The 24153-nt window shown below is 55.2% G+C and carries 20 protein-coding genes, 3 tRNA genes and 1 pseudogene; 4 read left to right on the top strand and 20 right to left on the bottom strand.

Annotated elements, in window-relative coordinates:
* Positions 1–46 precede the first annotated feature (46 nt).
* A complete protein-coding gene (locus NLX71_RS12870; RefSeq protein ID WP_254364043.1) occupies positions 47–274 on the top strand; it encodes a helix-turn-helix domain-containing protein in 228 nt (75 codons plus the stop codon).
* Positions 275–316: 42 nt separating this feature from the next.
* On the opposite strand, the gene NLX71_RS12875 is transcribed toward NLX71_RS12870, so the two are convergent.
* The 13 genes from NLX71_RS12875 to NLX71_RS12930 all read right to left on the bottom strand — a co-directional run bounded on the left by NLX71_RS12875 (position 317) and on the right by NLX71_RS12930 (position 17659).
* Entirely contained in the window at positions 317–541 is a 225-nt protein-coding gene (locus tag NLX71_RS12875) for a hypothetical protein (protein WP_254364044.1), read from the bottom strand.
* A gap of 152 nt (positions 542–693) precedes the next feature.
* Positions 694–906 carry a helix-turn-helix domain-containing protein gene (locus NLX71_RS27060; RefSeq protein WP_375377917.1) on the bottom strand — a complete coding sequence of 71 codons (213 nt, stop codon included), beginning with the start codon at positions 904–906 and terminating at the stop codon, positions 694–696.
* 894 nt (positions 907–1800) lie between these two features.
* Positions 1801–3120 carry an AAA family ATPase gene (locus NLX71_RS12880; RefSeq protein WP_254364045.1) on the bottom strand — a complete coding sequence of 440 codons (1320 nt, stop codon included), beginning with the start codon at positions 3118–3120 and terminating at the stop codon, positions 1801–1803.
* Positions 3121–3158: 38 nt separating this feature from the next.
* Positions 3159–4607: an RtcB family protein gene (locus NLX71_RS12885; protein WP_254364046.1), complete on the bottom strand. Its 1449-nt coding sequence runs from the start codon at positions 4605–4607 to the stop codon at positions 3159–3161.
* A 590-nt stretch (positions 4608–5197) separates the two neighbouring features.
* Complete coding sequence (locus tag NLX71_RS12890; protein WP_254364047.1) at positions 5198–5554, bottom strand: hypothetical protein; 357 nt, start codon at positions 5552–5554, stop codon at positions 5198–5200.
* A 114-nt stretch (positions 5555–5668) separates the two neighbouring features.
* On the bottom strand, positions 5669–7642 hold the full coding sequence (locus tag NLX71_RS12895) for a dihydroorotate dehydrogenase (protein ID WP_254364048.1): 1974 nt from the start codon (positions 7640–7642) through the stop codon (positions 5669–5671).
* A 138-nt stretch (positions 7643–7780) separates the two neighbouring features.
* Entirely contained in the window at positions 7781–8986 is a 1206-nt protein-coding gene (locus NLX71_RS12900) for a VWA domain-containing protein (RefSeq protein WP_254364049.1), read from the bottom strand.
* A 3-nt stretch (positions 8987–8989) separates the two neighbouring features.
* Entirely contained in the window at positions 8990–11383 is a 2394-nt protein-coding gene (locus tag NLX71_RS12905) for a DUF5682 family protein (RefSeq protein ID WP_375377922.1), read from the bottom strand.
* Positions 11362–12453: an ATP-binding protein gene (locus NLX71_RS12910; protein WP_254364051.1), complete on the bottom strand. Its 1092-nt coding sequence runs from the start codon at positions 12451–12453 to the stop codon at positions 11362–11364. The genes NLX71_RS12905 and NLX71_RS12910 overlap by 22 nt, the downstream gene beginning before the upstream one ends.
* Positions 12429–14231 carry a HEAT repeat domain-containing protein gene (locus NLX71_RS12915; protein ID WP_254364052.1) on the bottom strand — a complete coding sequence of 601 codons (1803 nt, stop codon included), beginning with the start codon at positions 14229–14231 and terminating at the stop codon, positions 12429–12431. The genes NLX71_RS12910 and NLX71_RS12915 overlap by 25 nt, the downstream gene beginning before the upstream one ends.
* A complete protein-coding gene (locus tag NLX71_RS12920) occupies positions 14228–14404 on the bottom strand; it encodes a hypothetical protein (protein ID WP_309248945.1) in 177 nt (58 codons plus the stop codon). The genes NLX71_RS12915 and NLX71_RS12920 overlap by 4 nt, the downstream gene beginning before the upstream one ends.
* Positions 14377–16203, bottom strand: a complete 1827-nt coding sequence (locus NLX71_RS12925; RefSeq protein ID WP_254364053.1) for a HEAT repeat domain-containing protein — start codon at positions 16201–16203, stop codon at positions 14377–14379. The genes NLX71_RS12920 and NLX71_RS12925 overlap by 28 nt, the downstream gene beginning before the upstream one ends.
* Before the next feature lie 16 nt (positions 16204–16219).
* The gene (locus NLX71_RS12930) at positions 16220–17659 is read right to left on the bottom strand and encodes an SWIM zinc finger family protein (protein ID WP_254364087.1); all 1440 of its coding nucleotides are present in this window, start codon (positions 17657–17659) and stop codon (positions 16220–16222) included.
* A gap of 221 nt (positions 17660–17880) precedes the next feature.
* On the opposite strand from NLX71_RS12930, the gene NLX71_RS12935 reads away from it, so the two are divergent.
* Both NLX71_RS12935 and NLX71_RS12940 read left to right on the top strand, forming a co-directional pair.
* Positions 17881–18387, top strand: a complete 507-nt coding sequence (locus NLX71_RS12935; protein WP_254364054.1) for an SEC-C metal-binding domain-containing protein — start codon at positions 17881–17883, stop codon at positions 18385–18387.
* A gap of 348 nt (positions 18388–18735) precedes the next feature.
* Positions 18736–19296: a C39 family peptidase gene (locus NLX71_RS12940; RefSeq protein WP_254364055.1), complete on the top strand. Its 561-nt coding sequence runs from the start codon at positions 18736–18738 to the stop codon at positions 19294–19296.
* Positions 19297–19361: 65 nt separating this feature from the next.
* Here NLX71_RS12940 and NLX71_RS12945 read toward each other — a convergent pair whose 3' ends face one another.
* Positions 19362–20468, bottom strand: coding sequence for a transposase (locus NLX71_RS12945; protein ID WP_254364088.1), 1107 nt, complete (start codon positions 20466–20468; stop codon positions 19362–19364).
* Positions 20469–20515: 47 nt separating this feature from the next.
* Positions 20516–20638: pseudogene (locus tag NLX71_RS27300) on the bottom strand (transposase); the annotation flags it as partial.
* A gap of 230 nt (positions 20639–20868) precedes the next feature.
* Between NLX71_RS27300 and NLX71_RS12955 the strand changes: the two are divergent.
* A complete protein-coding gene (locus tag NLX71_RS12955; RefSeq protein ID WP_254364056.1) occupies positions 20869–21483 on the top strand; it encodes a hypothetical protein in 615 nt (204 codons plus the stop codon).
* Positions 21484–21546: 63 nt separating this feature from the next.
* On the opposite strand, the gene NLX71_RS12960 is transcribed toward NLX71_RS12955, so the two are convergent.
* The 5 genes from NLX71_RS12960 to NLX71_RS12980 form a co-directional block, all read right to left on the bottom strand.
* On the bottom strand, positions 21547–22341 hold the full coding sequence (locus tag NLX71_RS12960) for a TatD family hydrolase (protein ID WP_254364057.1): 795 nt from the start codon (positions 22339–22341) through the stop codon (positions 21547–21549).
* A complete protein-coding gene (locus NLX71_RS12965; protein WP_254364058.1) occupies positions 22338–22910 on the bottom strand; it encodes an RNA 2'-phosphotransferase in 573 nt (190 codons plus the stop codon). The genes NLX71_RS12960 and NLX71_RS12965 overlap by 4 nt, the downstream gene beginning before the upstream one ends.
* A 194-nt stretch (positions 22911–23104) precedes the next feature.
* A tRNA-Asp gene (locus NLX71_RS12970) sits at positions 23105–23178 on the bottom strand.
* Positions 23179–23187: 9 nt separating this feature from the next.
* Positions 23188–23258: transfer RNA gene (locus tag NLX71_RS12975), tRNA-Gln, on the bottom strand.
* Between the two features lie 94 nt (positions 23259–23352).
* Positions 23353–23429, bottom strand: a tRNA-Glu gene (locus NLX71_RS12980).
* Between the last annotated feature and the right edge of the window lie 724 nt (positions 23430–24153).

Genomic DNA, 24153 nt, shown 5'->3' on the forward strand with positions numbered 1-24153 from the left:
CGTTAACTTTGATATCATGAATGAAGATAAAGGGAGGGAAAAAGTTTTGATCATCAATAAGTTAAGCGAAATCATGGGGCGCAAACGTCTAAAAATATCCGACGTAGTGGATGGTACAGGCCTTGCCCGTAATACGGTGACCGAACTTTATCATGGGCGGGCTAAAAGAATTGACCTTGAGACATTAGACAAGCTCTGCTTATATTTGAATGTTAGTGTCGGCGAGATATTTGAGCATGAGGGCGAAAGAAAAGAGTCCTTGCCAGCGGATTAAGCGGGCAGGGACTCTTTCTCGTACAAACATGCAATCGATAGTTTATACTACTTCGTCTTCTCCGTCGGCTCGCTCGCTTTCCTTGGACTCAAAAGCAGTGTATTTCCGAAGTACCGTATGTAAAGCTATTGCTGTACACTTGAAGCCATGACTCATCCCGTCTGCGTACATCCTTCCACTTTCATCCTCCCGATTTTTTGCCTCAACACTCCAGTAAATTTGAAGATCATGCAGATCTTCGAGTAACCGATTTAATTCATTGATCATAGCATCCTCCTCATGTTTAAGGCCTGTAGGCCAAACGATAAGCTAATACGGTATTTTGACTATACTTTCCCAACTCAGGTAACATACTCTCACCAATGAGAACATTTTGTTCTCATTTTCCGCGCGGGAATGCGGAAAAATCCGCAGCCTGCTCAATGTTCAATCCATTCGTAAAGATCTTCCATTTTGCAACCCAACAACTTGGATGCGGTATACAAATCCTCCGGCAGCATAACGCGTGCATCGTTGCAAAAGTGGGAAATAACTCGTTTGGATCGACCGGAACGGCGGGAATACTCAGCTTGGGACAATCCCAATTTTTCCAGCCAGTCCGGGAGCAAGCATCTCCCTCGGGAGTATGCCACTGAAGCTCTCCTTCCATCAAGAATGAATTACTACCAAAATTATAGCATTAAAATTAGTGATGTATAAGTCAAATAAGTATCTGAGGGCTTGGAAAAGAAATAAACAAGGACAATCGAGGAGGACAAAAAAATGCAAAAGTTTCTATCTTCGTTAACGTCCCAGATCTAAGTTGAAAATCTCGGTCCCAAATTAATCCAAAAAAACACCAATCGCAAAAAAACAAGTTTTCTCTCTAAACGTACGAGACATCTCTGATGAAATTCAAGAAAATCTTCTTTTTTACCATATTATAGTTTATTTTGTGTTTCAAAATACAAAAATGGTCCTCCCTTAGCTTTTATCGGGACGACCATTTGAAAGTAACGAGGTTACACTTGCAAACATATCGTTCTTAACTGCTTTAAGTTATGTGAGATAAATAAAGTAACAAATAGAAACTAATATAACACATAGACAATTACAGCAACGGAATTTAAATCATAGTTCCTGCACCAATTGTATATAATTTGGAAGTTTTGTTGATAAATAAGACGATACAGTTTCTGGTGTAGCGTTTAGTTGCACTGTTACTTCAACAGCATGACACTTTCGACTAATGGCTTCATTAATGTAACGCGGTTCGTTAACATCTGCTGTTAATACAGCACATGGTACGAATTCTTCTAAATAATATATCCGGTCTCTTAGTAAAACCCGAGTCTGTCAAGCAAAGTGTGTAACCTTTGAAAACCGAATATAGTAACTACAGCGCCGCGGCTTGACACGGAGCCTCCAGCGGGGAACGTCCCCGCGCGGCGAAATGTCGCAATGCCCCTCGGCATCCGCCGTCGCGATAGCGACAAACGGCGCTTGACAATAAACGCTTTGCTCTGCGCGTCAAGCGCGTAAATGACTCAGCCGGTCGTAAATCCCACCCGGGACGCTTTTTCATCGGAATGCCACAGCTGGGTGCGGCCTTTGCCAAGCTCCACATTCATCTCGCGTACAAGCTGCTCCACATCGACGGTATGCTCGTAATGCTTGCGCAGCGCCGCCGACACATACAGCTCGCCAAGCTGCGCGAAGGTGAACCCTTCCGTCGCTCGCGCCGCCACCGCCATCGCTTCGTCGTCGAGAAGCTCGTGCAGCCGCTTCAGCAGCAGATAGCTGCGGCGCTGCTCTTCATCCGGCAGCTTGATTTCGTATGCCCGGTCGAAACGGCCCGCCCGGTTCATCAGCGCCGGGTCGATTTTCTCCGGATAGTTCGTCGTCCCGATCAGGAAAATGCCTTCCTTCGAGGTCGCCCCGTCGAGCGTGTTCAGAAAATACGACCGCGCCGACTCCGGCATGGAATCGATATCTTCGATCACGAGCACCATCGGGGCCATGCGCACTGCCGCTTCGAACACCTCCTGGATCGAGTCGCTTGTCGTGTACTCGGTAATGTGCCAATAAGCGACCGGCGCGTCCACGCTACCCGCGATCGATTTGACCAAGGTCGTTTTGCCGTTGCCCGGCTTGCCGTACAGCAGAATGCCCCGCTTGTAGGGGAGGCCGTACGTTTGGAAAAAGTGGCGGTCCTGTGCAAAAAACTCGTCGATGGAACGGTAAATTTCCGTTTTCACGCCTTCGTTCATCACCACTTCGTCGCGCTTTACCCCGCGGGTCAAGGATTCGCGTTCGCGTTCCAGCCCATCGCGAGTATCCTTGAATACGGTCACCTGCTCCCGGTCGTACTGCCGCTGCCGGCGGGACATATCGGTCAGGAACTCGGCCAAACCCGCGTCAGATTCGGCCCATATGAAATCCTCGCAGGAAATGCCATGATGCCGGAACATCGGTACCCGTGCCATGGCCACCCGGAAGCGCGGGTAGACGAACACATTGTTGCGCAGCGACGGGAACATGCGCGGTCCTTCCCCTTTCATCGTATCTCCGAAGGTGAAAGTTCGCGCCTCCACCGTATCGAAGACGGCGCAAAGCCGCTCGGCCTCGGGATTGGCCGCCTGTACGTCGCGCTCCAGTTGGTCCCAAAGATCTTGCCCGTAGTCTTCTTGGACATATAGCTGAAAACGGGCCCGGTATTGACTTTCCAGCCGGGCTTGGATCGACTGAATGACGAAAGTGTAATCGTTGTATTCGACGATCTCGAGGCCCGGCATACCGTCACCGGAAGCGGTAACGATCGGCTGCGGATGGTTTGCTTTTTCATTTATTTTAATAAGAGAACTCATAGTAGATGTATTTCCCCGTTTCTTTATTATGTTTCGATTTAAACACCCTTGATGCTCGCCAGCGGCTTGCATTTGGCGACGACGGACGCAAGCCCGGCTCCGACCACGCTCTCGATAATCTGATCGACGTCCTTGTACGCCTGCGGCGATTCGTCGATGATCGACTCCAGCATGCGCTGGTTCACGACGATTTCGTCCGCCGTCCCGACGCGCAGCGATGATTCGAACTGATCAACGGTCACAAGCCGCTTCGTCGCGCTGCGCGAGCGAATCCGGCCGGCTCCGTGGCAGATCGAGTAATAGTTGCGCTCCCCGCCAGGCTGACCGACCATCAAATACGATGAGGTGCCCATAGAGCCGGGGATCAGGGCCGGATGGCCGGTCGCCAGATACGGCTCCGGATTGTCCGGATGCTGCGCCGGCAGCGCCCGCGTCGCCCCCTTACGGTGCACGAATAAAGGCGTGCCGTCATGCGTTTCTTCCCAAGCGTAATTGTGCATCAAATCGTACAGCGTCGTCATCTCGAACTTCGAGCCGCAGACGTCCCGGAACGCTTCCCGGATGGCGTATGCGATCAGGTGCCGGTTCGTGACGGCATAGTTCAGCGCGGAATACATCAGATGGACGTAAGCCGCAGCCGCTTCGCTGTCCAGCGGGGCAAAAATCAGCCGCGGATCGGCCGTTCCCATCCCCGTGCTGCGCATCCATTTGCCGATCTCGGAGCCGCCGTACTGGTTGACCGCGCCGCCCCAAGCCCGCGAGCCGGAATGGATCATGACGATAATCTGACCGTCGCGCAGTCCCCATTTTTCGGCAATGGCCCGGTTGTCCTCGTGAATCTCAATCGCCTGAATTTCGGCAAAATGATTCCCGCTCCCGAGCGTCCCAAGCTGCCGGTGCGACCGGTGCCAGTACATCTCGGGCAGACGATCCAAGTGGGACTCGTCAAAAGCGAACTTACTGTGCTCCACATGCGTGAGCGATGTGGCTTTTTTCGGGGTGTAGCCGTCCGGGATGTACTTTTTGGGGAGACCGTGCAGCCCCTTGCGCAGCACATGCTCCAGCCGGATATCCGAGAAATGCCCGCGGGCATGCTCTTCGGAAGGCAATAGCTTCTCGATCGCCTTAACCAGCTTGCGCCGCAGCTTTACCTCCTGCAGATCATCCCGGTGCAGATTCGTCAGGTGAACGCGCATCCCGCACCCGATATCGCTGCCGACAATCGATGGGGAAACGTAGCCGTTCGCGGCTTCCCACACCGCCGTCGTGCCGATGCACGTACCGACGCCCACATGCACGTCCGGCGTATAGCTCATGTAGAGCCGGTCTGGAATTTGCAGATTGTTATTGGCCATGGCGAACACTTTGTAATCCAGCGCTTCGAACAGTTGGTCTCCGGCAAAGACGTGCAGATCGCCCGCCGGCAGCTGTACCTTGCGGTAATATTTTTCGTTTGGTTGATATTGTTGCTCGTTGAAAGTAAACATAAATGATGACAAACTTCCTTCCTGTTTCTATTATTCCGGTAAAAATGAATGCAAAAAGACCGTAAGCCATAAGCCTACGGTCGTCATGTTACGCGTATATGCGTACAAAAGCATGGAGCAAGCTCGCAGCTCACTGCGCTGCTCTTCATGCCGTTTGTTTGATGTAAACGAAGGAACCTGCCGGAACGTACATGAAATAGAACGTGCCGGGGTTGCTCTCGCTTACGTCGGGCCCGTAGAGGCCGATGGAACGAATTCCGGTATGCGATTGTCGCTCAAACGGTGGAACAACAAAATACTATCGCGGATCATGTGAATCGGCCTCCTTTCTCCATTTAAGATATGGTTATCATACACGCGGAAGGGAAACTTTGTCAACCAAAACACAAAAACTATTTATTCGTTATACTTGTTTTTCCATTGCATGCCGCCATTTTCCGTCCCATCGCCACGAAGCTACTTTCGCAAATGATAAGGTACCGTCGTGATGACAACGTCTTTGTTTCTAAAAAACCAGGAACGGAGAAGCAGCGCGCTTTGATTGTGCAGCATGTTGTGCCACCATCGTCTGGGAATAAACTGGGGCAAGATCAAATGAATACGACCCGAATGTCCTTCCCGTTCCTCCAGCATGCCGATATATTGGGAAATCGGAGACAGCAGGGAGCGAAACTCTCCCCGGAGCGTTTGGCATCCGGTCCGAGTCCGGCGAGCTCCGTGATTCCGGATTCCGGGCCGTACGAAACGGATGAATATAAATCTGCGGAAAGGATCGGCATCGCCATGATCCAGAACAGCTTGTTATGCTGGGCGTGCAGCTCCTTCAGGCGCATAGGGCGTCCGATAATGACCCGTTTGATGCTGATGAAGTTCGAGACGGCATACCACATGGTTACGATCACAATGGCGATAATGACGGCTTCGATGGCCAGAGTATGATGAATCATGCTACCCACCTATTATGCGAATGATTTCCACTGTCCCGTCTATTTTCCTCGTTCGCCATTTTTTACTACAAAACCATGTTTCCCTTCGGACGGCAGCAAAAAAAGACATCGTCCTCATTCAGGAACGATGCCTTGGGTCAACGTGGATTCCAACGGCGGACCGCTTCGCACGGGCCGCTGCATCAGATACGGATATAGCAGAATCAAACCGCCGACATACAGCAGGAAAGCGAAGTATGCGGGAAGCAGATGAATGAAATCGGTGTAGCTGATTTGAAAATGTACGCTGAGGCCCGCCAGAAAGCCGGGAAATCCGCCCAGCAGCAGCGTCCACCAGACCCAGCGCTGGCCTTGGCCGATGCCCCACAAAGCGATGATCAGCACGGCGATGGCGTTCGAGAACAGAGCGCCGCCGAAGCCCGCCCGGTCATGCGCGATCAGCGGGATCAAGCGCTCGTTGATGTCCGCGAGCATCTCCGCCGAGGCGCATAGATAAGCAAGGTCCGTCGGGACGAAGACGAAGGTGATTCCGATGCCTGCGATCACGACGCCGCCGACAGCAAGCGCGAAGCCAAGCGTGACGAACAGAAACTGGCCCCATTGGGCGCGCCGCCAGATCCGGTCGTTCGCCAGATTCGGCGGATCGTACGAAGGCCGGTCGGCCCGCGCCCGCATGGACAGGATGAACATCGGCAGCAGCACCGCCCCCGCCAGCGCATGCAGCGGGTCGAAATACCCGTATCCGAGGTACAGGAAAAAGCTGCTGAAGCCGACCAGACCGGAGGTCATCAAGGCCGTTTTCGTCCAATGCAGCCCTTTTCTCAGCCCGTGCCGGGCCAATTGGTAATACAAGATACCGATAGAGATCATCGTTCCCGCCAGCGTTACCCGGTCGTGCGACATAAAGCCGAGCAGCCAGCGATTCGCCTGCCCGAGCATCGTCTGATCCATGCCGAGAAACAACACATCGTACGGCAGCATAACCGTTGTCGCCGCGATGATCCAAGCCAAAATGCCGCCGATGACCATACCGATGCCAAGCAGGCACATCCAGCCCCAATCCCGCCAAAAGGGTGCTTCCGGCGGAATCTCCGTCTCCCGCACTTTCTCGTAGATGAACGCCTCGTTGATCCGCTTCGGCAGCCCCGGCCCGGAATAGACAAGTCCGCTGTGAAGCTGCACGCAATCCGCTCCCGCTTCCACCGCCAGCAGCGCGTCCCGGGGCTCGTGGATGCCCCCGGCCAAAATGATCGTCAGCTCCGGCCCGGCAAGCTGCCGAAGCTGCTTCACCCGTTCCACGCCCGGCGCAAGGGCCTCCCGCCCGATGACGAAGCCCTCGGGCGTCCGCACGGCATCGCCCACGACGATGCCCTCCCATGCCGCCGCGTCGATCCGGCCGAGCAGCGCTTGCAGCCGTTCCGCCGGATCGTCCGGCGCCACGTACAGCAGCAGCGGCTTCCCCGGGGCTGCCTCCCGGGACGCCTGCCGGACCGCGCTCAGATACGCTGCGGTCTCTTCCAGCGACCAGCCCGTATCGACGCTGTCGATATAGAACGCGGCAGCCCATGGGGCGAGCTGTTCTATCATCCGCCGCAGCTCCGCCTGCGCCTGTTCCGGTGACGCGCCCGGCATCGGCCGCAGCCGGAACATCAGCGGCAGCCGGTGCCCCTGCTTACGCTGCATGCGCCGGACGAGCTTTTCCAGCCCTTCGTTCGCGCCGATGTTCGGGTAGAACAGCGCTTCGCCGGACACCTCCCTTCGAATCGGGCGGTCGTCCGTTACTTCCCGGACCGTCACCGGGCCGATCTCGATAAATCCGAACCCGAATTGAGCCAAGGCCCGATGCGCCGTACCGTGAGCATCCAGTCCGCCGCTAAGGCCGACGGGATATTTCAGGCGCAGCCCCCCGCACGCTTCGCTTTCCAGAATCGGATGCGACTCCATATGCCCGAGCGTCTTAATGACCAGCGCCCCCCCGGGCAGTCTGCTGAGCAGGCCCATCGCTCCCAACGTGAAATCCCTCGCCGTCTCGGCGGGCAGTCCGAACAACAACGGACGAAACAACGTCTGATACGACCAATCCGGCATTCTCTCACTCCCGTACTCCATTATCCATATGGTGCCATTGTATCACGCTCCACCAATCGAGCATAAAAAAAGCGGCCGGGTGCAAACATCCGCTGCCCGACCGCTACCCTCAACCTTTTGCCTCAACCGTCGTACGGCCTACTTCTTCGCATCCTTCCCCGCCTTCGCGGCGAGCTCCTGCAAATCCCGTCCCTGCAACGCGCCTTCGATCAGCTCGGGGAGCAGATCCGGCGTGCAGCCGAAGCACGGGATGCCGAACTGTGCAAGCGACTTGGCGACATGCTCGTCATACGACGGAACGCCGCTGTCCGATAGGGCCAGCAAGCAAAGCACCTGCACGCCCGCCTGCCGCATTTCTCTCATCCGGCGGATCAACGCGGACCGGTTCCCGCCCTCGTACAAGTCGGAGATCACAATAAACAGCGTCTTCTTCGGCTCAGTGATGAACTGCTCGCAGTAGGCGACCGACTTGTTAATGTCCGTCCCGCCTCCGAGCTGAATGCCGAACAGCATATCGACGGGATCGTCCGCGCACTGCTCCGTCAAATCGACGACCTCCGTATCGAACACGACGACACGGGTGTCAAGCGCCGGCATGCTGGCGAAGATCGAACCGACCACGGAGGCGTAAATGACGGAATCGGCCATCGATCCGCTCTGGTCGATATCCAGAATAACCGTCCATTCTTTGCTTCTGCGCGCACGGTCGAAGAAATAGAACCGCTCCGGGATCAGCCGCTTCGTTTCCGTATCGTAGTGCTTCAGATTGGCGCGGATGGTCTTTTTCCAATCCATCCCGGATAAGGACGGAAGCGGCGAATGCTTCCTGCGGTTTAAAGCGCCGGTCACCGCCTGACGGATCTCGTGCTCCAGCTTCTTGGAAATTTCATCCACTACAGCTTTCACGAGCTGCCGGGCCGTGTCCTTCGTCTTCTCGGGAATTTTGCCGCGCAGCGCCATGAGCGTCGCGACCATGCGAATATCCGGCTTCACCTGCGCCAGTGTTTCCGGTTCGAAAAGCAGCTGCGTCAGCCCTTTGCGCTCGATGGCGTCGGCTTGAATAACCGAGACGATGTCCGATGGGAAAAAGGTGCGGATATCCGCAAGCCACTTCGCCACCTTGGGCGAAGAAGGGCCCAGCCCGGCAGAACGCGGTCCCGAGGAGGCGTCGGCTTCCAGCCCTGTACCCCCGGTGCCGTCGTAGATGGCCGCCAGCGCTTGGTCTAGAATTTGCGCCTCACCGTTCAGCAAGCACTCTCCTTGCGAGTACTCTGCGAGCTTTTCTTCGGACGCGTCTCCGAGAATCAGTCTCCATCGTTGCAACGCTTTATTTTGATCCGTCATGGTCTACAAGTCCCCGAAATCAAAATCGTTAAGTTCATCCAGCTTCCCTCTTTCGTCTTCGCTTAGCGGCTCCTGCAGCTGCTCCGCAGTCCCCAGACCGTCGAGGCCCCAAAGCACGCCCAGCGTTTCGGCAATCGCCGCTTTCTCCCTGGGCTCGAACGAGCCGAACGCCCTGCGCAAAAAGACCAGCGAACGCAGGAACGCCTCGTCCTCCAGCGACGCGATATATTCGTCGAGCTGCTGCCACAGTCCCGAGCGCGACAGCAGCGCATACCGGTTCCGCATCGACACGCCTTCGAACCAGCCCGCGCCAAGCTCCGCCGGAATTCCCGGCGACAACCGCCGCGACACTTCCTGCGAGCACTGGTCGGCAGAGATCAAATTCCGCTCCAGCAAGATGGCAAAAGCAAACCCGGACAGCTTCGCATTCCGGTCGTCCCGGGAAGCCAGCGCCCACAGCTCGGCAAGCCACCGCTCGTCGTCCACTTCTTCCGAATGCTCCTGCGAGATGCGGTGCATCTCGTTCATGCCGGTCACCATGCCGCCTGCCGCTTCATCGCTGCACACGGCCGCGTCCACAAGAAGCAGCGTCCCCCGCAAAAACAGTTGCTGAAGCAGCGGCACGAACGACGAGGTATCCACCTTGCGAATATCGCCATAGCGGATCAATATCGATAATTCGTTGGCCGCGGCGGCGATCTGCGCGAAGTCTCCGGCGTCGACAGCCAGCCGCTGCAAGGTGAGCCTCGCTTCTTCCATCGCCTCGGGAAGTCCGCACTGGCAAGCCAAGCGGATGATCCGGGAAGCTTCCGCGAGATCGGCGCACCCTTCGAGCCGCTCGTGCAGCACAAACGCTGCGGCAAGCTCCACCGTTTCGCCTTTGAGCGTCGATTCCACCGCTTGAATCTCCACCTCGGGGCTCCACTGGAGCACCCAGTGCTCCGCCCAGGTCGCCGTATCCTGCCGAGCCTGCTGCTGCCGCGCAAAATCGATGCCGAGCAGCGCAAGCCGGTTCAAAAAGACGGACCGGTGCAGATCAAGAAACGCCGCCTCTTCGCTCTTAACCCGCCGGTTCTCCCGCAAATCCAGCTCCAGATCGGTAGCGACGGCCGACTTATACTTCTCCAGCTTCAGACGCTTCAGATGCCGGTTCAGATCGTCCTGAATCGGCGTCTGGCTAACCCCCTCGGGCAGCGCGCCGATCGCCGTGCCGATATCCGTGCGGGCCAGCGCCTCGGCCACTGAGCCCAAGTCCCCGAACCCGAGACAGACAACGGCCGCATCCCGCAAGTCCCCCCAGGTCGGCATGCCGCCCCCGCGCAGCGAGGCGAGCGATTCGGCGAGCCGTACCCCCTCGATGACGGAAGCGGTGGAGCGATACGTTCCGCTTTCCCGCAGATACAAGGCCACTTGCGACAAGTAAAGCGACGGCAGTCTGGACGCGTCCTGCCGGTTCAAGCAATCCCACATCCGCTCGAAATAAGCCGGGGCCTGATTGCCCGCGCCGTAGCCGGATTGAACGGACAGCTTGTAGTACGAATAAGGCATCAGCGTCAGCTTGGTGGACGCACGAGGCAGCTTGCGCGTTTCCTCGTCCGACATCGCAGGCAACGTTAAATCCATCGCCGAGACGTGATGCGCCCCAGTCACGACCACGATGCGGTCCGATGGTCTGGCGGCGTCCAGCGCTTGCCGGATCTTCCGCCGCATGTAAGCTTCACGCACGGCGTTGTAGGACGATTCCCGCGGGTCATGCGCCCGCTCTTCCTGCTCCAGCAGCTCGCGCATTTCCGCGGAGAACCGTTCGATGGCGTGACGATACGCTTCTTTGCTCGGACTATTCTCGAAATGCCGCTCCCAGTAGCTGTCGTAATCCGGCTCCCCGGCCAGCTCGGCAACCCGCTCGTACAGCTCGTTCTGCCGCCGGTAAAAGGCTCTGCGTTCCGCCAGCGCATCCTGCCGGCCCGTTTGACCGTCCTCGCGATCCGTTTGTTCGCCTTCCTGGTCCGGTTCCTCCGGGCCCGCGCTTGCGCGTCTTGCCGCTTGCAGCGTCACCGCCACATCGGAAGGAAGATCAATGAACTCGGCGTGAACCCCGTTTTCCGCCGCCCATAGAAAAGCCTGGTATTCGGGAGAATACGAAGCCAAAGGGAATACGAGCGTACGAACCGGAAGCTGATCGGTATAAGCAAGAATCGCGATGGGCGGCACGACGCCGCGGGAAGCGATCTGCCCGATCAAGTCCCCCGCATCCGAAGGCCCTTCCACCAGCACGACCTGCGGCCGGATTTCGTCCAGAAACGCCCGCAGATGATAGGCGCCCGCCGGCGACAAATGGCGGATGCCAAACACATGGACTCTCCCGTCACTAGTGCTCAATCGTTCATCTCCCGGCATGCGTTGTACAGACTCCGCCATTCCGATCCCCGCTTTTTCATCACATTTTCCAAATATTCTTTCCAGGCAATACGGTCCTTCTCCTCATCCTTCACAATCGCGCCTTGCAGAGCGGCAGCTAAATCCTCCTCTTGAATCCGGCCGTTTCCGAAGCTGGCGGCAAGCGCCATGCTGTTCGTCAATAGCGAGATGGCTTCCGCCGTCGAGATGACGCCGCTCGGCGATTTCAGCTTCTCCTTGCTGTCTAGCGTCACCCCGGCGCGCAGCTCCCGGAAAATGGTAACGATCTTGCGCACCGCTTCCTCCTCCGGCAATGCCGCCTGTAGCTCGTAGTTGGCGGCAATTTCGCCGACGCGTTTGCGTACGATCTCAACTTCCGTTTCCAGACCGGACGGCGACGGCAGCACCAGAATGTTGAACCGGCGCTTGAGCGCGGCGGACATCTCATTCACGCCACGGTCCCGCGTGTTCGCCGTTGCGATGATCGAGAAGCCTCTGGCTGCCGACACCTCGCGGCCCAGCTCGGGGATGGAGATCGTTTTTTCCGACAAAATGGAAATTAGCGCATCCTGCACCTCGGAGGCGCAGCGGGAAATTTCCTCGAAACGGGCGATCCCGCCGCCCTCCATCGCCCGGTAAATCGGGCTCTTGAGCAGCGCTTCATCCGACGGGCCGTGCGCCAGGAGCATCGCATAGTTCCACGAATAGCGGACATGCTCCTCGCTCGTTCCGGCCGTTCCCTGAACAACCTTGGACGAGTCGCCGTGGATGGCGGCCGTCAAATTCTCGGAGAGCCACGATTTCGCCGTTCCCGGCTCCCCGATCAGCAGCAGCGCCCGGTCCGTCAGCAGCGTCGCGACAGCAATCTCCACCAGCCGCGTGTGGCCGATATATTTGGGCGTAATGTTCACACCGCCCGCCTTTCCCCCGGTAATAAACGTAAGCACCGACCGCGGCGACAACTGCCAGCCCGCCGGCTTCGGGTCTTGATCCGCTTCCTTCAACGCTTCCAGTTCCTTGGCGTACAGCTGCTCCGCAGGCAGCCTCAATACATTTTGCTTTTGATCCATTCGGTCCATTCCGCTCCTTTGCCTGTTTCCGATTCATCGCTCGTTTTCGTTTTAAGCCGCTCCGCCACTTCAAGCACCTGCTGCTTCATGCTTTCGTAAGCGAGCTGGTGGGCAAACTTCTCCAGCCTTTCGGCATAGCTGCCGGGAAGCAGCGACATCAACGCCAATTTGTCCTGGTCCAAATAATAAAACTGCTTGCCGCCCGAAGCTTCGAGCGCCTGCATCAGCAGCTCCGGGGTTTCTTCGTGCCCAATCTTGAACAAGGCAAAGAACAGCGAGACCGTTCTCGACTTCATCTGCTGCGGCGCCACCCCCGCCTTTTTCAACAAGTAATCGGCGACTTTCGTGTCCGGCTCCCGGACGAACCGGCACACCAGTTCTTCTTCGTTGATGTCCACAAACAAATGCACCCAGCGGGGGTCCCACGAAACCGTAGACGACTCCTCCGTATTACGATACACGGTCAGGGCCAGCCGCTCGGTCAAATCGTGCAGCGTACGCAGCAGCTCTTTGGCCAGCGCCTGCTGTTTGCCGCGGCGAATCAGAGGATCGAACTTGTCGTAAACCTCCTCCGGGGACAAGCAGTGAAGCGCCGCTTGAAAGCTGTACGAAATGTGCTTTCCGCCCCACCGCCGGTACAGCGACTCCACAAACCGGTAGCTTTCCGGCTGCTGCATATCGAGCAGAAGTTGTGCCGCATATTGTTGAACGGCCGTCGTTTCTTTGACCATGAAAGCAGGCGAGGACAGCAGCTTTTCCAAAAAGACGCGCACCGCCTCGTCGTTCTTTCCTTTCAGGCATTGCACCGCCACGGACAGCTGCTCCGCCGCTTCCGTCTTCACGTAGCTTCCGTCAAAACCATTCAACCACGCTTCCGCTTGATCCAGTATCCGCTGGGTCAACGTAGGATGAAAGCAAGCTTGAATCGGCTCCACCGCAAGCTCGCGGTCCTTGCCCATCAGCGCTTCGAACAACCGGCCGGCCGCCCGATCGGTCCCCAGCCGGGATAAAGCCGACAAGGCGGCGCGGCGTATTTCTTTTTTCCGCTCGTACGACTTCTCCAGCACAACGTCCTCCAGCTCGGGGTAGTCCCCGAGAATGTCCACGGCCGCTATGCGGACTTCGGCCGAGCCTTCGCCAGCCGCCTGCAGGATCAGTCCGGCAATCGTCGGCCCTTGCAGACGATGGATCAAAGACAGCTTGCGGGCGTCCCCTTTGCCGCCCTGAAGGTTCAACTGCCGGTATAGTATCGGTACGATCGCAGGCCCGATGGACGGAATAACTTCATCGTGCATAAACTCGGCAATTTCCGCATACCCGTCTTCCAAAGCAGCGACCGCGGGTATATGCGTCCGAAAATCTTGAAACAACGAGTCTTTGTACCCTTGGCGGATCACATCCAAGCGGCCGGGCCCGCGTTCTGTCAAAGCCTCGATGAGAGCCTTCATTTTCCGGTACGGAACGGCTGTTACCCCGCGCGTATCCGTCACTTGAACGTCCTCCAGCGTCCCCTGCGCCTCCGTCCGTCCTTGGGTATACAAAATGGAGTGCAGCAGGGTGCCGAGCTCCAACAGTTTGACGGAGGCTTGCTCGGGCTTGGCTTCCGTTACGAGCTGTACGGCATCGGCCAGCCGGTTGAACACCGGCGCGTTCTCTCCGAGCTTGCGCAACTGAGGCAGCAGACGGGTTAGCCGCAGGTCGCCTGTGGCGACGGAACTGCCGGCAATGTACAACCGGCGCACTTCTTGATGCAGATCGGTAAGCACCTGTAAGCTCATGTGATGTTCACGCTACCCGCGTGTCTCCCGGTAATAAATGTAAGCTCGGACCGCGGCGACAATTGCCAGCCCGCTGGCTTCGGATCTTGATCCGCTTCCTTCAACGCTTCCAGTTCCTTGGCGTACAGCCGCTCCGCAGGCAGCCTCAACAATACATTTTGCTTTTGATCCATTCGATCCATTCCGCTCCTTTGCCTGTTTCCGATTCATCGCTCGTTTTCGTTTTAAGCCGCTCCGCCAATTCAAGCACCTGCTGCTTCATGCTTTCGTAAGCGAGCTGGTGGGCAAACTTCTCCAGCCTTTCGGCATAACTGCCGGGAAGCAGCGACATCAACGCCAATTTTTCCTCCCTGCCCGAATAATAAAAGTCCCAAAACTCCCGCGTGCCTACCGAAGCTTCCAGCGCCTGCATCAGCAGCTCCGGGGTTTCTTCGTGCCCGATCTTGAACAAGGCGATGAACAGTTGGACCGTTCTCCACTTCATCTGCGACGGCGCCACCCGCACCTTTTTCAGCAAGTAATCGACGACTTTCGTGTCCGGCTCTCGGACGAACTGGCACACCAGCTCTTCTTCGTCGATGTCCACAAACAAATGCACCCAGCGGGGGTCCCACGCAATTGTAGACGAATCATCCGCTTCTCGATACACGGTCAGATACGGTGCCTCATCCTTGGTCAAATCGTGCAGCGTACGCAGCAGCTCTTTGGCTACCGCCTGCTCTTTGGCGCGGCGAATCAGAGGATCGAACTTGTCGTAAACCTCCTCCGGGGACAAGCAGTGAAGCGCCGCTTGAAAGCTGTACGAAATGTGCTTTCCGCCCCACCGCCGGTACAGTGACTCCACAAACTGGTAGCTTTCCGGCTGCTTCATATCGAGCAGAAGCTGTGCCGCGTATTGTTGAGCGGCCGTCGTTTTTTTGACCATAAAAGCAGGCGAGCACAGCAGCTTTTCCAAAAAAACGCGCACCGCCTCGTCGTTCTTTCCTTTCAGGCATTGCATCGCCACGGACAATTGCTCCACCGCTCCCGTCATCACGTAGCTTCCGTCAAAATCAGCCAGCCACGCTTCCGCTTGATCCAGTATCCGCTGGGTCAACGTAGGGTGAAAGCAAGCTTGAATCGGTGCCACCGCAACCTCGCGGTCCTTGCCCATCAGTGCCTCGAACAACCGGTCAGCCGCCCTTCCGGTCCCCAGCCGGGATAAAACCGACAAGGCGGCGCGGCGTATTTCTTTTTTTCGCTCGTACGACTTCTCTAGCACGACGTCCTCCATCTCGGGGTAGTCTCCGAGAATGTCTACGGCCGCTATGCGGACTTCGGTCGAGCCTTCGCCGGCCGCCTTCAGAATTAACTCGGCATTCGCCGGCCCTTGCAGACGATGGATCAAAGACAGCTTGCGGGCATCCCCTTTGCCTCCCTGAAGGTTCAACTGCCGGTGTAGTACCGGTATGACCGCAGGCCCGATAGACGGAATAACTTCATCGTGTATAAACTCGGCAATTTCCACGTACCCGTCTTCCAAAGCGGCGACCGCGGGCATATGCGTCCGAAAATCTTGAAACAACGAGTCTTTGTACCCTTGGCGGATCACATCCAAGCGGCCGGGCCCGCGTTCTGTCAAAGCCTCGATGAGAGCCTTCATTTTCCGGTACGGAACGGCTGTTACCCCGCGCGTATCCGTCACTTGAACGTCCTCCAGCGTCCCCTGCGCCTCCGTCCGTCCTTGGGTATACAAAATGGAGTGCAGCAGGGTGCCGAGCTCCAACAGTTTGACGGAGGCTTGCTCGGGCTTGGCTTCCGTTACGAGCTGTACGGCATCGGCCAGCCGGTTGAACACCGGCGCGTTCTCTCCGAGCTTGCGCAGCTGAGGCAGCAGCCGGCTTAGCCGGAGGTCGCCCGTGGCGACGGAACTACCGGCGATATACAACCGGCGTACTTCTTGATGCAGATCGGTAAGCACCTGTAAGCTCATGGATTCTCTCCTTGCTTTAATAAATAAACCTGACGATTTCGCTTGATGTCACAAGAGCGAGCGGCTGAGCCAACAGCCTTCCCTCCGCAAAATCGTGCTCGAACATAACCAGCATAGCCTGGTCCTGCGTATCTCCGTGCTTGAGCATCGGCAGCAGCTGCGTGCTCGACTGGCCCAGCGCCGAAATATCGCCGAGAACGATCCGTTTGCCCTGCTCGTCCTCCAGCACGTAGTCCTCCCCGATCCGGCCAAGCTTGGCGTAGTGAAGCAGCATCACCGGATGTTTATCAGACAGCGGGTTTTTCAATTGATTTTTGACCGTCTTGGCCGCCTCGACATACGAACGCCGGGCATGACTCCGGATTGTCCCGTGGTCCTCCGGCTTCATATCGCGGACCGTCATGTCCTCCCATCGCGCCCGCGGATTCAAGTCTCCCGGGTATACGAGCAGCTCCTTCGCGGAAACGACCGAGAAGAACGAATCCTCTTCCTTCAAATGCTTCGCCGCCCGGAACGGTCTGTAGCTGCGGACCGCAAAAATATCTCCGCTCTGCAGCTCCATCCAAAAGCCCTCATCGACGTACTCACCTCTTGCCTCATCCGTATACGAACGGAAGGTGAGCTGCGCCAATTCCGCCTGAAGCCGGGCCAATCCATGCTCGCGCAGCTCGGCCAGCTGCCAGGCATGCCCGAGCTGTTCTTCCAAGCTGCTTTCCGTATCCGGCGGAAGCTCGGGATTTTGCTGTCTTTCCGTTACATAGTCCCTGCTTTTCTTAACCAAAGACTGCAATACGGTTAAGCGGTCCATCGCTTCCGTGTACACGCGCTCACGATCTTTGGACGTACGCAGCATAAAGAGCAGCTCGCGAAACGCCGCCTGAACGCCGGGAATATAGTAGTTTCCAAGCTGCTTCGCTTGGTCTTCCATCATCTTTGCCGTTTTTGCATCGAGTCCCGCCAGCCCGTTCTGCACAATCTGGTGAACCAGCTTTTCCAATAAGCCGATGCCTTCGAGCTGGGCGGCCCGTTTCTTGGCCAAGGCCGATTTGTTCGGCTTTCGCTTGACGGTCTTCTCTTCTCCGGCAACCGCCGCGTCCTTCTTCTTCTCTTCCCGTTTCTCCGCCTTGTCCCGCTTGTCCGCGATGTCCTGGGGAATCGCATCAACCTGGAATTCTTTACCGAGAACATAGGCGTACATCAAGCCTAAAATATGCTTGCACGGAAATTGCCGGCTCGGGCAGCTGCAGCGAAACACGGGGCTGTCCGGCTTGACGAAATCGACGGAGCACCGGTACGGCTCCTTGCCGCTCCCTTTGCACTCCCCAAAAATGAGCGTTTCGTCTTCCGACCGGCCCAGCTTAGGAAAGCTGTTTTTCTTGACCAGATCCCTGCCGTTCTTGATCGCAGCGGCATTTAACGCAACGGAATCTACATAAGCTTCTGTCATTGTAGCTATCATCGCATGCTCCTTGGGAAAAATATGGTGATCTTAACCTTTTTCCACATGCAGGGGCCTATTTCCTTTTTTTTAATGTCAAAAAAATGGCATTTCTCCGACGTCGATGGCTCGAAAATATAAAATACCGTCGAATCGTGTCGAAGCCTTGGAATTTTTCCTTTCAAAGGCTATAATGTCATCAGAGTGAATTTGGCAGAAGAAATGGAAGTGGATTGAACTTGCGAAAAATTGGAAGAAACGAGCCGTGTCCCTGCGGCAGCGGAAAGAAGTACAAGCACTGCTGCCTCCTGACCGGTGAAGCGCCTCAACTCCAAGCGGCAGCGCCGAATTCCGGATCGCCGTCCCTCAGTCGGCCTTCAACGGATCAAGGTCCGTCTCTCAATGCGGAAACGGTGCAGACGCTCATTGAGGTTCTGGACTGGCCTCAAGACATATATCAATCCGTCGCCGGACAATTATCCGAGCAGATGGCGGGAACCTTCGATTGGCAGCGCATTACGGAAGCGGTAGCTTTGTGGCATGCCTATGCCTCCCACGAACGGCCGCAGATCCGTAAAGCGGACGTGATGCTCGCCGCTCTGGAATACGCCATCGCCTCCATGCACGGCGTTGCCGAAGTGACGCAATCGGCGCTTTCGGCCAAATACAGCGTCTCCTCCGGTTCGATCGCCCAGCGGGCGCAAAAAATTGCGGAGTTCGCCGAGAAAATGAAAAACGGCAAATAAAAACGTAAGCTACGCCGCGCAAAACAAAAACCGTTCTCCCGGCTCATCGGGAAAACGGTTTTTTTGTCGTTTTGACGAAAAAATGGTCAATTTGTCGCCGCACGGAGGCCCACGAACATGCAGTACAACAGCCTGGACCGTGAAAGAGGCATGGAAAGACCTACTACCGCTGCAGGATTTACACCACAAGTCATCCATCTTAGTATTGGAAACGAAATGTATAGCGCTTACATTTCCCTTGTCCATCGTCCCTGAGAATTACCGGAAGGTAGCGGGAGGTGATCCGTTTTTTTTGCCATTCCGGCCATTGCCGGAACTCCAAAAAATTTGGAAAGGAAGTAGCGTGCGATGCGAAAATTATTGTTGCTTATTGTCGGCTTAACCTTGATTGTGAGCGCAAATTTTGCAGTTGCCGCCGATCCGGCCCCGGTTTCGGTTCAGACTGCCGCAGCCGGAGGCGCCACCGTACCGAACGTGCAGCAAAAAATGAGCAACTGGTGCTGGGCGGGCGTATCCGTACCGATCCTGCAGCATTACGGAAAGTTCGTTTCTCAAGAGGAGTTTGTACGATATGTCAAAGGCGGGCTCTACAACGCCCCTGCCACGACAGGCGAAATCATGTACGGCTTGAAGCGTTACGGCGTCAACAGCAGCGACTTCTACTATCTTCCGACGCTGCAATGGGTCCAAAACGAGGTCAATGGAAGCCGTCCGATGGTTGCTTTTATCCGCTGGACGAACGGGGCGGCCATCGGTCACTTCTTTGTTCTTGACGGCTACTATTCCGGAACCGGCGGAAACCAATACGTGTCTTATATGGACCCGTGGTACGGCGATCATTATTCTCAAACGTTCAACTCTTGTGAACTACCCGCCACCTACGCTTCGCTTAGAGGTGGGGGCTTCTAAGGTAATCGTACCTAGCGGTACGAAATTTACTTAGCTATCGAGCCTGTTCCATGCTCTATATATGATTATGCTAACAATCGCAATCCTTCACGCTTGATATTGATCGAAGCATTCCAGTCTCGATCTGCAACAAAACCACATTCGCAGTGGAATGTACGATCAGAAAGAGATAGAGACTCCTTCACTTGACCGCAACTTGAACATGTTTTGGATGAGGGAAACCACTTATCTATTCTAATAAGCCTTTTCCCTTGCTCCTCCAACTTGTATTGGAGAAATGTCGTGAACATGCCCCATGCATTATCGGCAACGCTTTTGCCGAAATGAAGGGCTTGTGACATTCCCTTCATGTTGAGATCTTCGATAACTACGCAATCATACCGTTTCGCTAATCTGTGCGATTCCTTATGTAGAAAGTCTTTTCTTTGATTTGCTATTCTTTCGTGCAGTTTTGCAACGTTCAATCGTTGCTTATGCCAACGGTTAGAACCTTTCTTTCTGCGTGATAGAATACGCTGTTCCTTCGCTAATTTCTCCAAGGCTTGACGATAAAAATGAGGGTAATTGGCTGTCTTCTCCTCTTCACTTTCAACAAATAAGCTGTTCATGGAAAAATCCAAGCCAACAACAGCTTGTACTTCTTTTGGTACAGGTTGATGTTCGTATTCGGTGAGGATCGAAATATAGTATTTTCCTGTTTTTGTTCGAGAAACCGTACAAGACTTGATGATGTGATGTGACGGAATTTCTCGATGCTGCTTCATTTTTACAAGTTTCAGTTTCGGTAATTTGATACAGCCATCCAAGAGCAAGATGTTCCCGTTGACCACGTTCGTTGTATAGGACTGCTTTGCTTTGCGACTTTTGAACTTCGGAAATTCAGCACGTCTGGAAAAGAAGTTTTGGTATGCCTTTTGCAGATGGAGCTGAGCGTTTGCTAACGCAAGGCTATCTACTTCCTTTAGCCAAGGGTGCTCACTCTTGTATTTTGCAGGTGTAGGTAACTTTTGTTTCTTCAATGCATCTGGATCATCCTTGAATTGTTCGTAGGTTTCCTTTCGTTCAGCCACCATTTTGTTGTAAATAAAACGAACGCAACCGAAGGTTTTTGCTAGCAGTTGTTCTTGTTGAGGCGTTGGGTACAATCGGAACTTATAGGCCTTGTTTGCTATGTCGAATCACCTCACTTCATCCCTTGTGGAAACTCTTTTTTATCAGCAACAAACATTTCTTTCACATAGTCAGATATGGCATCATCCATCACTTTTCTACGATATTTCAAAACCAAAACAAGATGTTAATACATAGAGAACACCGAATGATTGCTTTTGTCTAACCTCATTGATATAATGGCCTTTCTTTTATCTAAGACTGATTATATCTCATCATAGAAAATATGGCAATAAAAAAGACTTTAGGCTTCGCCTACCGAAATTCATCTCCCACTTTCATCAAGCTTCGCAAGATTTAGAAGTGGGAGACTTCTTTCGGAGGGAAGTTAAAAGCAACAATCGTTTCGTATGGAGCGGAACGATTCGTACGAGCAGATAAGAAAGGGAAAGGGGTGGAATCATGGGAAAACGGAAGCTTTTCATGTTAACGACAGCGATCATGACGGGAGGTCTTCTATTCACTATGGCCGGATACGCCGCTTTCAACTCTCCTGAGCAAATCGGCTTGCAGGACTTTATTCAAATCCATCAACAGCAGAAGGAGAAAAGTTTGGTCGGCGACTCCCTCTCCGCCGCGCAATTATCCGAATTTAGCCTCGCGATCGACGCCACGGCCACGGCCGAACAAATTCAGGCCTATTCGGACGCCTCTTTCAAGAAGCTGCTCCAGTCGACAAACGAACGCCTGTGGTTCGTCATGAATAACGGCGTACCGGAAGGGATTCTGATTGCGAACGACAAAGAGCCGGTGAAGATGGGCGGTAAAAACCGGAGTAAAGATTTGCTGAAGCTGTACCATAGCGCTCGCGGACTTGCAGCGAACGACGAACAGGTCCGCTATGTCGAATTCGAAGGACAGGGCATGCTCCTCGTGCTTAACGGCAAAGCCGAGTCCGTCTTTCTGTCCCAAGGGCTGGCATCGCTGCTCCAGCTTCCGGAAGGCCAGGCGCAGCCGCAAGACGTTATCGCGAAAATGAAGGCAAGGATCGCCTCAGCCTCTGCGCAGCAGGAATGATCGAAGTCTGGGCGCAGATTTGAAAAAGGCCGTCGGGAAATCCGGCGGCCTCTTCCATAAAAACTACAACCCGAAAACTTGTCTGGCCGTTTGCGTCGTCGCTTCGGCCACTTCCTCCGTGCTTTTGCTCGTACAAACGGATACGGCCTGCAAGATGTGCGGCAGAAACGCGGGCTCGTTGCGTCCGTCCGCCGGCTTGACGGGCAAATCCCGCGGCGTCAGGAACGGGGCGTCCGTCTCGATCATCAGCCGGTCAAGCGGGATGCTCCGCACCAGCTCCCGCAGATGCTTGCCCCGCCGCTCGTCGCAGATCCAGCCCGTAATCCCGATATACAGTCCCATATCGAGATACGTCTTCAGTTCGCTTGCGCTGCCGGTGAAGCAGTGGACGACCGCCCGGTCAATCCGGTGCAGATGCGTCTTCAAGATGCGGACGAAATCCGCATGCGCCTCCCGCTCGTGCAGGAACAACGGCATCCGCAGCTCGCACGCCAGCATGACCTGCGCTTCGAACCACTTTCGCTGCACATCGCGCGGAGAGAAGTCGCGATTGTAGTCCAAGCCGCATTCTCCGATCGCTACGACGGAAGGCAGCTCGGCCAGCTTCCGCAGCCGTGCCAGCGTGTCCGGGCCGCAGTTGCGGGCGTCGTGCGGATGGATGCCTGCGGTAGAGTACAGCTTGCCCGGGAACCGGGCCGCATACCGCGCGGCTTCTTCACTGTTCCTCATGTGCGTCCCCGTCAAAATAAGCGGGGAGACGCCCTCCGCTTCCGCCCGCGCGACGACCTGGTCGCGGTCCGGATGAAACGAGCGGTGCATCAGGTTGACTCCGATATCAATTAACGACGGCTTCTTCATTGTTTGTTCGCTCCTTTCCCATCGTCTATGGCGCAGCAGGACGCCGGCACCTCGTCGGCCAACCACACTTCATTTCCCGCGAAATAAAACGTTACGCCCATGCTGCGAGCCTTGACCGTATCCACGCGAAGGATGACAAGCTCCCCTCGGCGGCTGCCCGCCAGGGTGGCGAACTGCAGCCCTTCGGACAAATGCACGTACTGGCGGCCCATCGAGCGGATGCCTTCCCGCAGAATCGCCGGCGCGGCATGACGATTCGTGCCATGATACAGCGTCTCGGGCGGATTGCCAGACTCGTAGCGAATCTTCTCGTAGCTGTGCCCGTATCGGACGCGGATGCGGCCATTCGCGATTTCGAAGCGCTGCTTATCGCAATTGCGCACGACCTGCTCTACATCCTGCAGCGTGATCGACGCCCACCTGGGCTGCGATTGGATGATGCGCATCATGTCCTTTAATTCACACGATCCGTCCGTCGGGTCCAGGACGAGCCCGAACGCTTTGGGATCATGCCTCAATAGTTTGGTCATAAATTTGCTTAAGCGAATTTCCGTTTTTTCATTTAACATGTTTGATCTCTTCCTTATTTATCAAGTTCACATGACCAGACTAGCTGGCCGTTTCGTATGCCGGTTGGCATAGGCGGAGGCGGCGTTCTGTCACATTATGAAATGTGAGGTCATCCTGCATGGTAAAAAGATTTGTTCGCTTCATGGTAGTCACCTGTACAACGTACACGGCATCCTTTCGTTATGTATTTGGTTGGAGCCGGCGGGACTTGAACCCGCGGCCTCCGGTCTGACGAACCGGCGAGAACTCCCGCTTCTCCACAGCTCCATGTGAGTATAGGGGAAGATGGAATCGAACCACCGCTCGCGGCTTCAAAGGCCGCTGCCTTACCACTTGGCGATTCCCCTGAGTTGGACGGATAGGCGCGGGGACGGCCCGCAGGTCTGCCAGCCGCCGAATAATAGCAGCAACCTCTGTGACAACTTCCTATCCAAGATAAAATGGTGACGCATGGGGGATTCGAACCCGCCGAGTGCACGAGTGAAAGTCGTGTGGCTTAACCGCTTGCCGAATGCGCCGCGTTAAAAATGAAAAAGACTGCTAGCTCACGCGCTTTTCTTCCGCCCGGATTCGTTCCAAGGCATAAGAAAAGCCGCCGTGATCCGGCAGCCTTGTATCTCCGTATTTCACATACGCCGAAGCGTATGTCAGAATCGCCCGACCTTCGGGGAAGGAGGGGTTCGGAGCAGACCAAGACTACTGGACTTTGTTTGGTATTCAAATTGGACCTCGTGAACATGGACAATCTTATCATGATTCGTCATCGCTACTCTCTCCTTCCACGTGGATTTAAGCAAACAAAAAAGCTGCGCTTCGTCCCTTTTTCCCGCCACGAAGGCAAAAGAAAAAGGCTACGACGATTCGCAGCCTTACCTACCGAATTCCAATTACGATGCGTCTGAAAGCGCCAGACATCGTACAGGTACGCGAAAGCTACGTAAAAAGCGTTGGTTATGAAAGGAATCATGAGCGGAACCTTGCTCGGTATGTAACAATTGTTCGAATGCGTTATGCTTTCTCATGTTCCTAACCTCCCTTCGCTTTATGTTGTTCATCAAGTTGGTGAAATCTTATCATGCCTACTGCGAGCACGTCAACCATTATTTTTGTAAAATTGTATTTCTTTAACTTTCGCTTGTTCACGACCGCGACGCATCCCCGCAAAATAAAGGCCTTTCCGGGACGGAATCCGGGCGCTTTGCGGGGACTTCGGTTGAGTGGAACCCTTTGTTGGTTTAACTA

The organism is Paenibacillus sp. MZ04-78.2, from assembly GCF_024213375.1.
Lineage (GTDB): Bacteria > Bacillota > Bacilli > Paenibacillales > NBRC-103111 > Paenibacillus_G.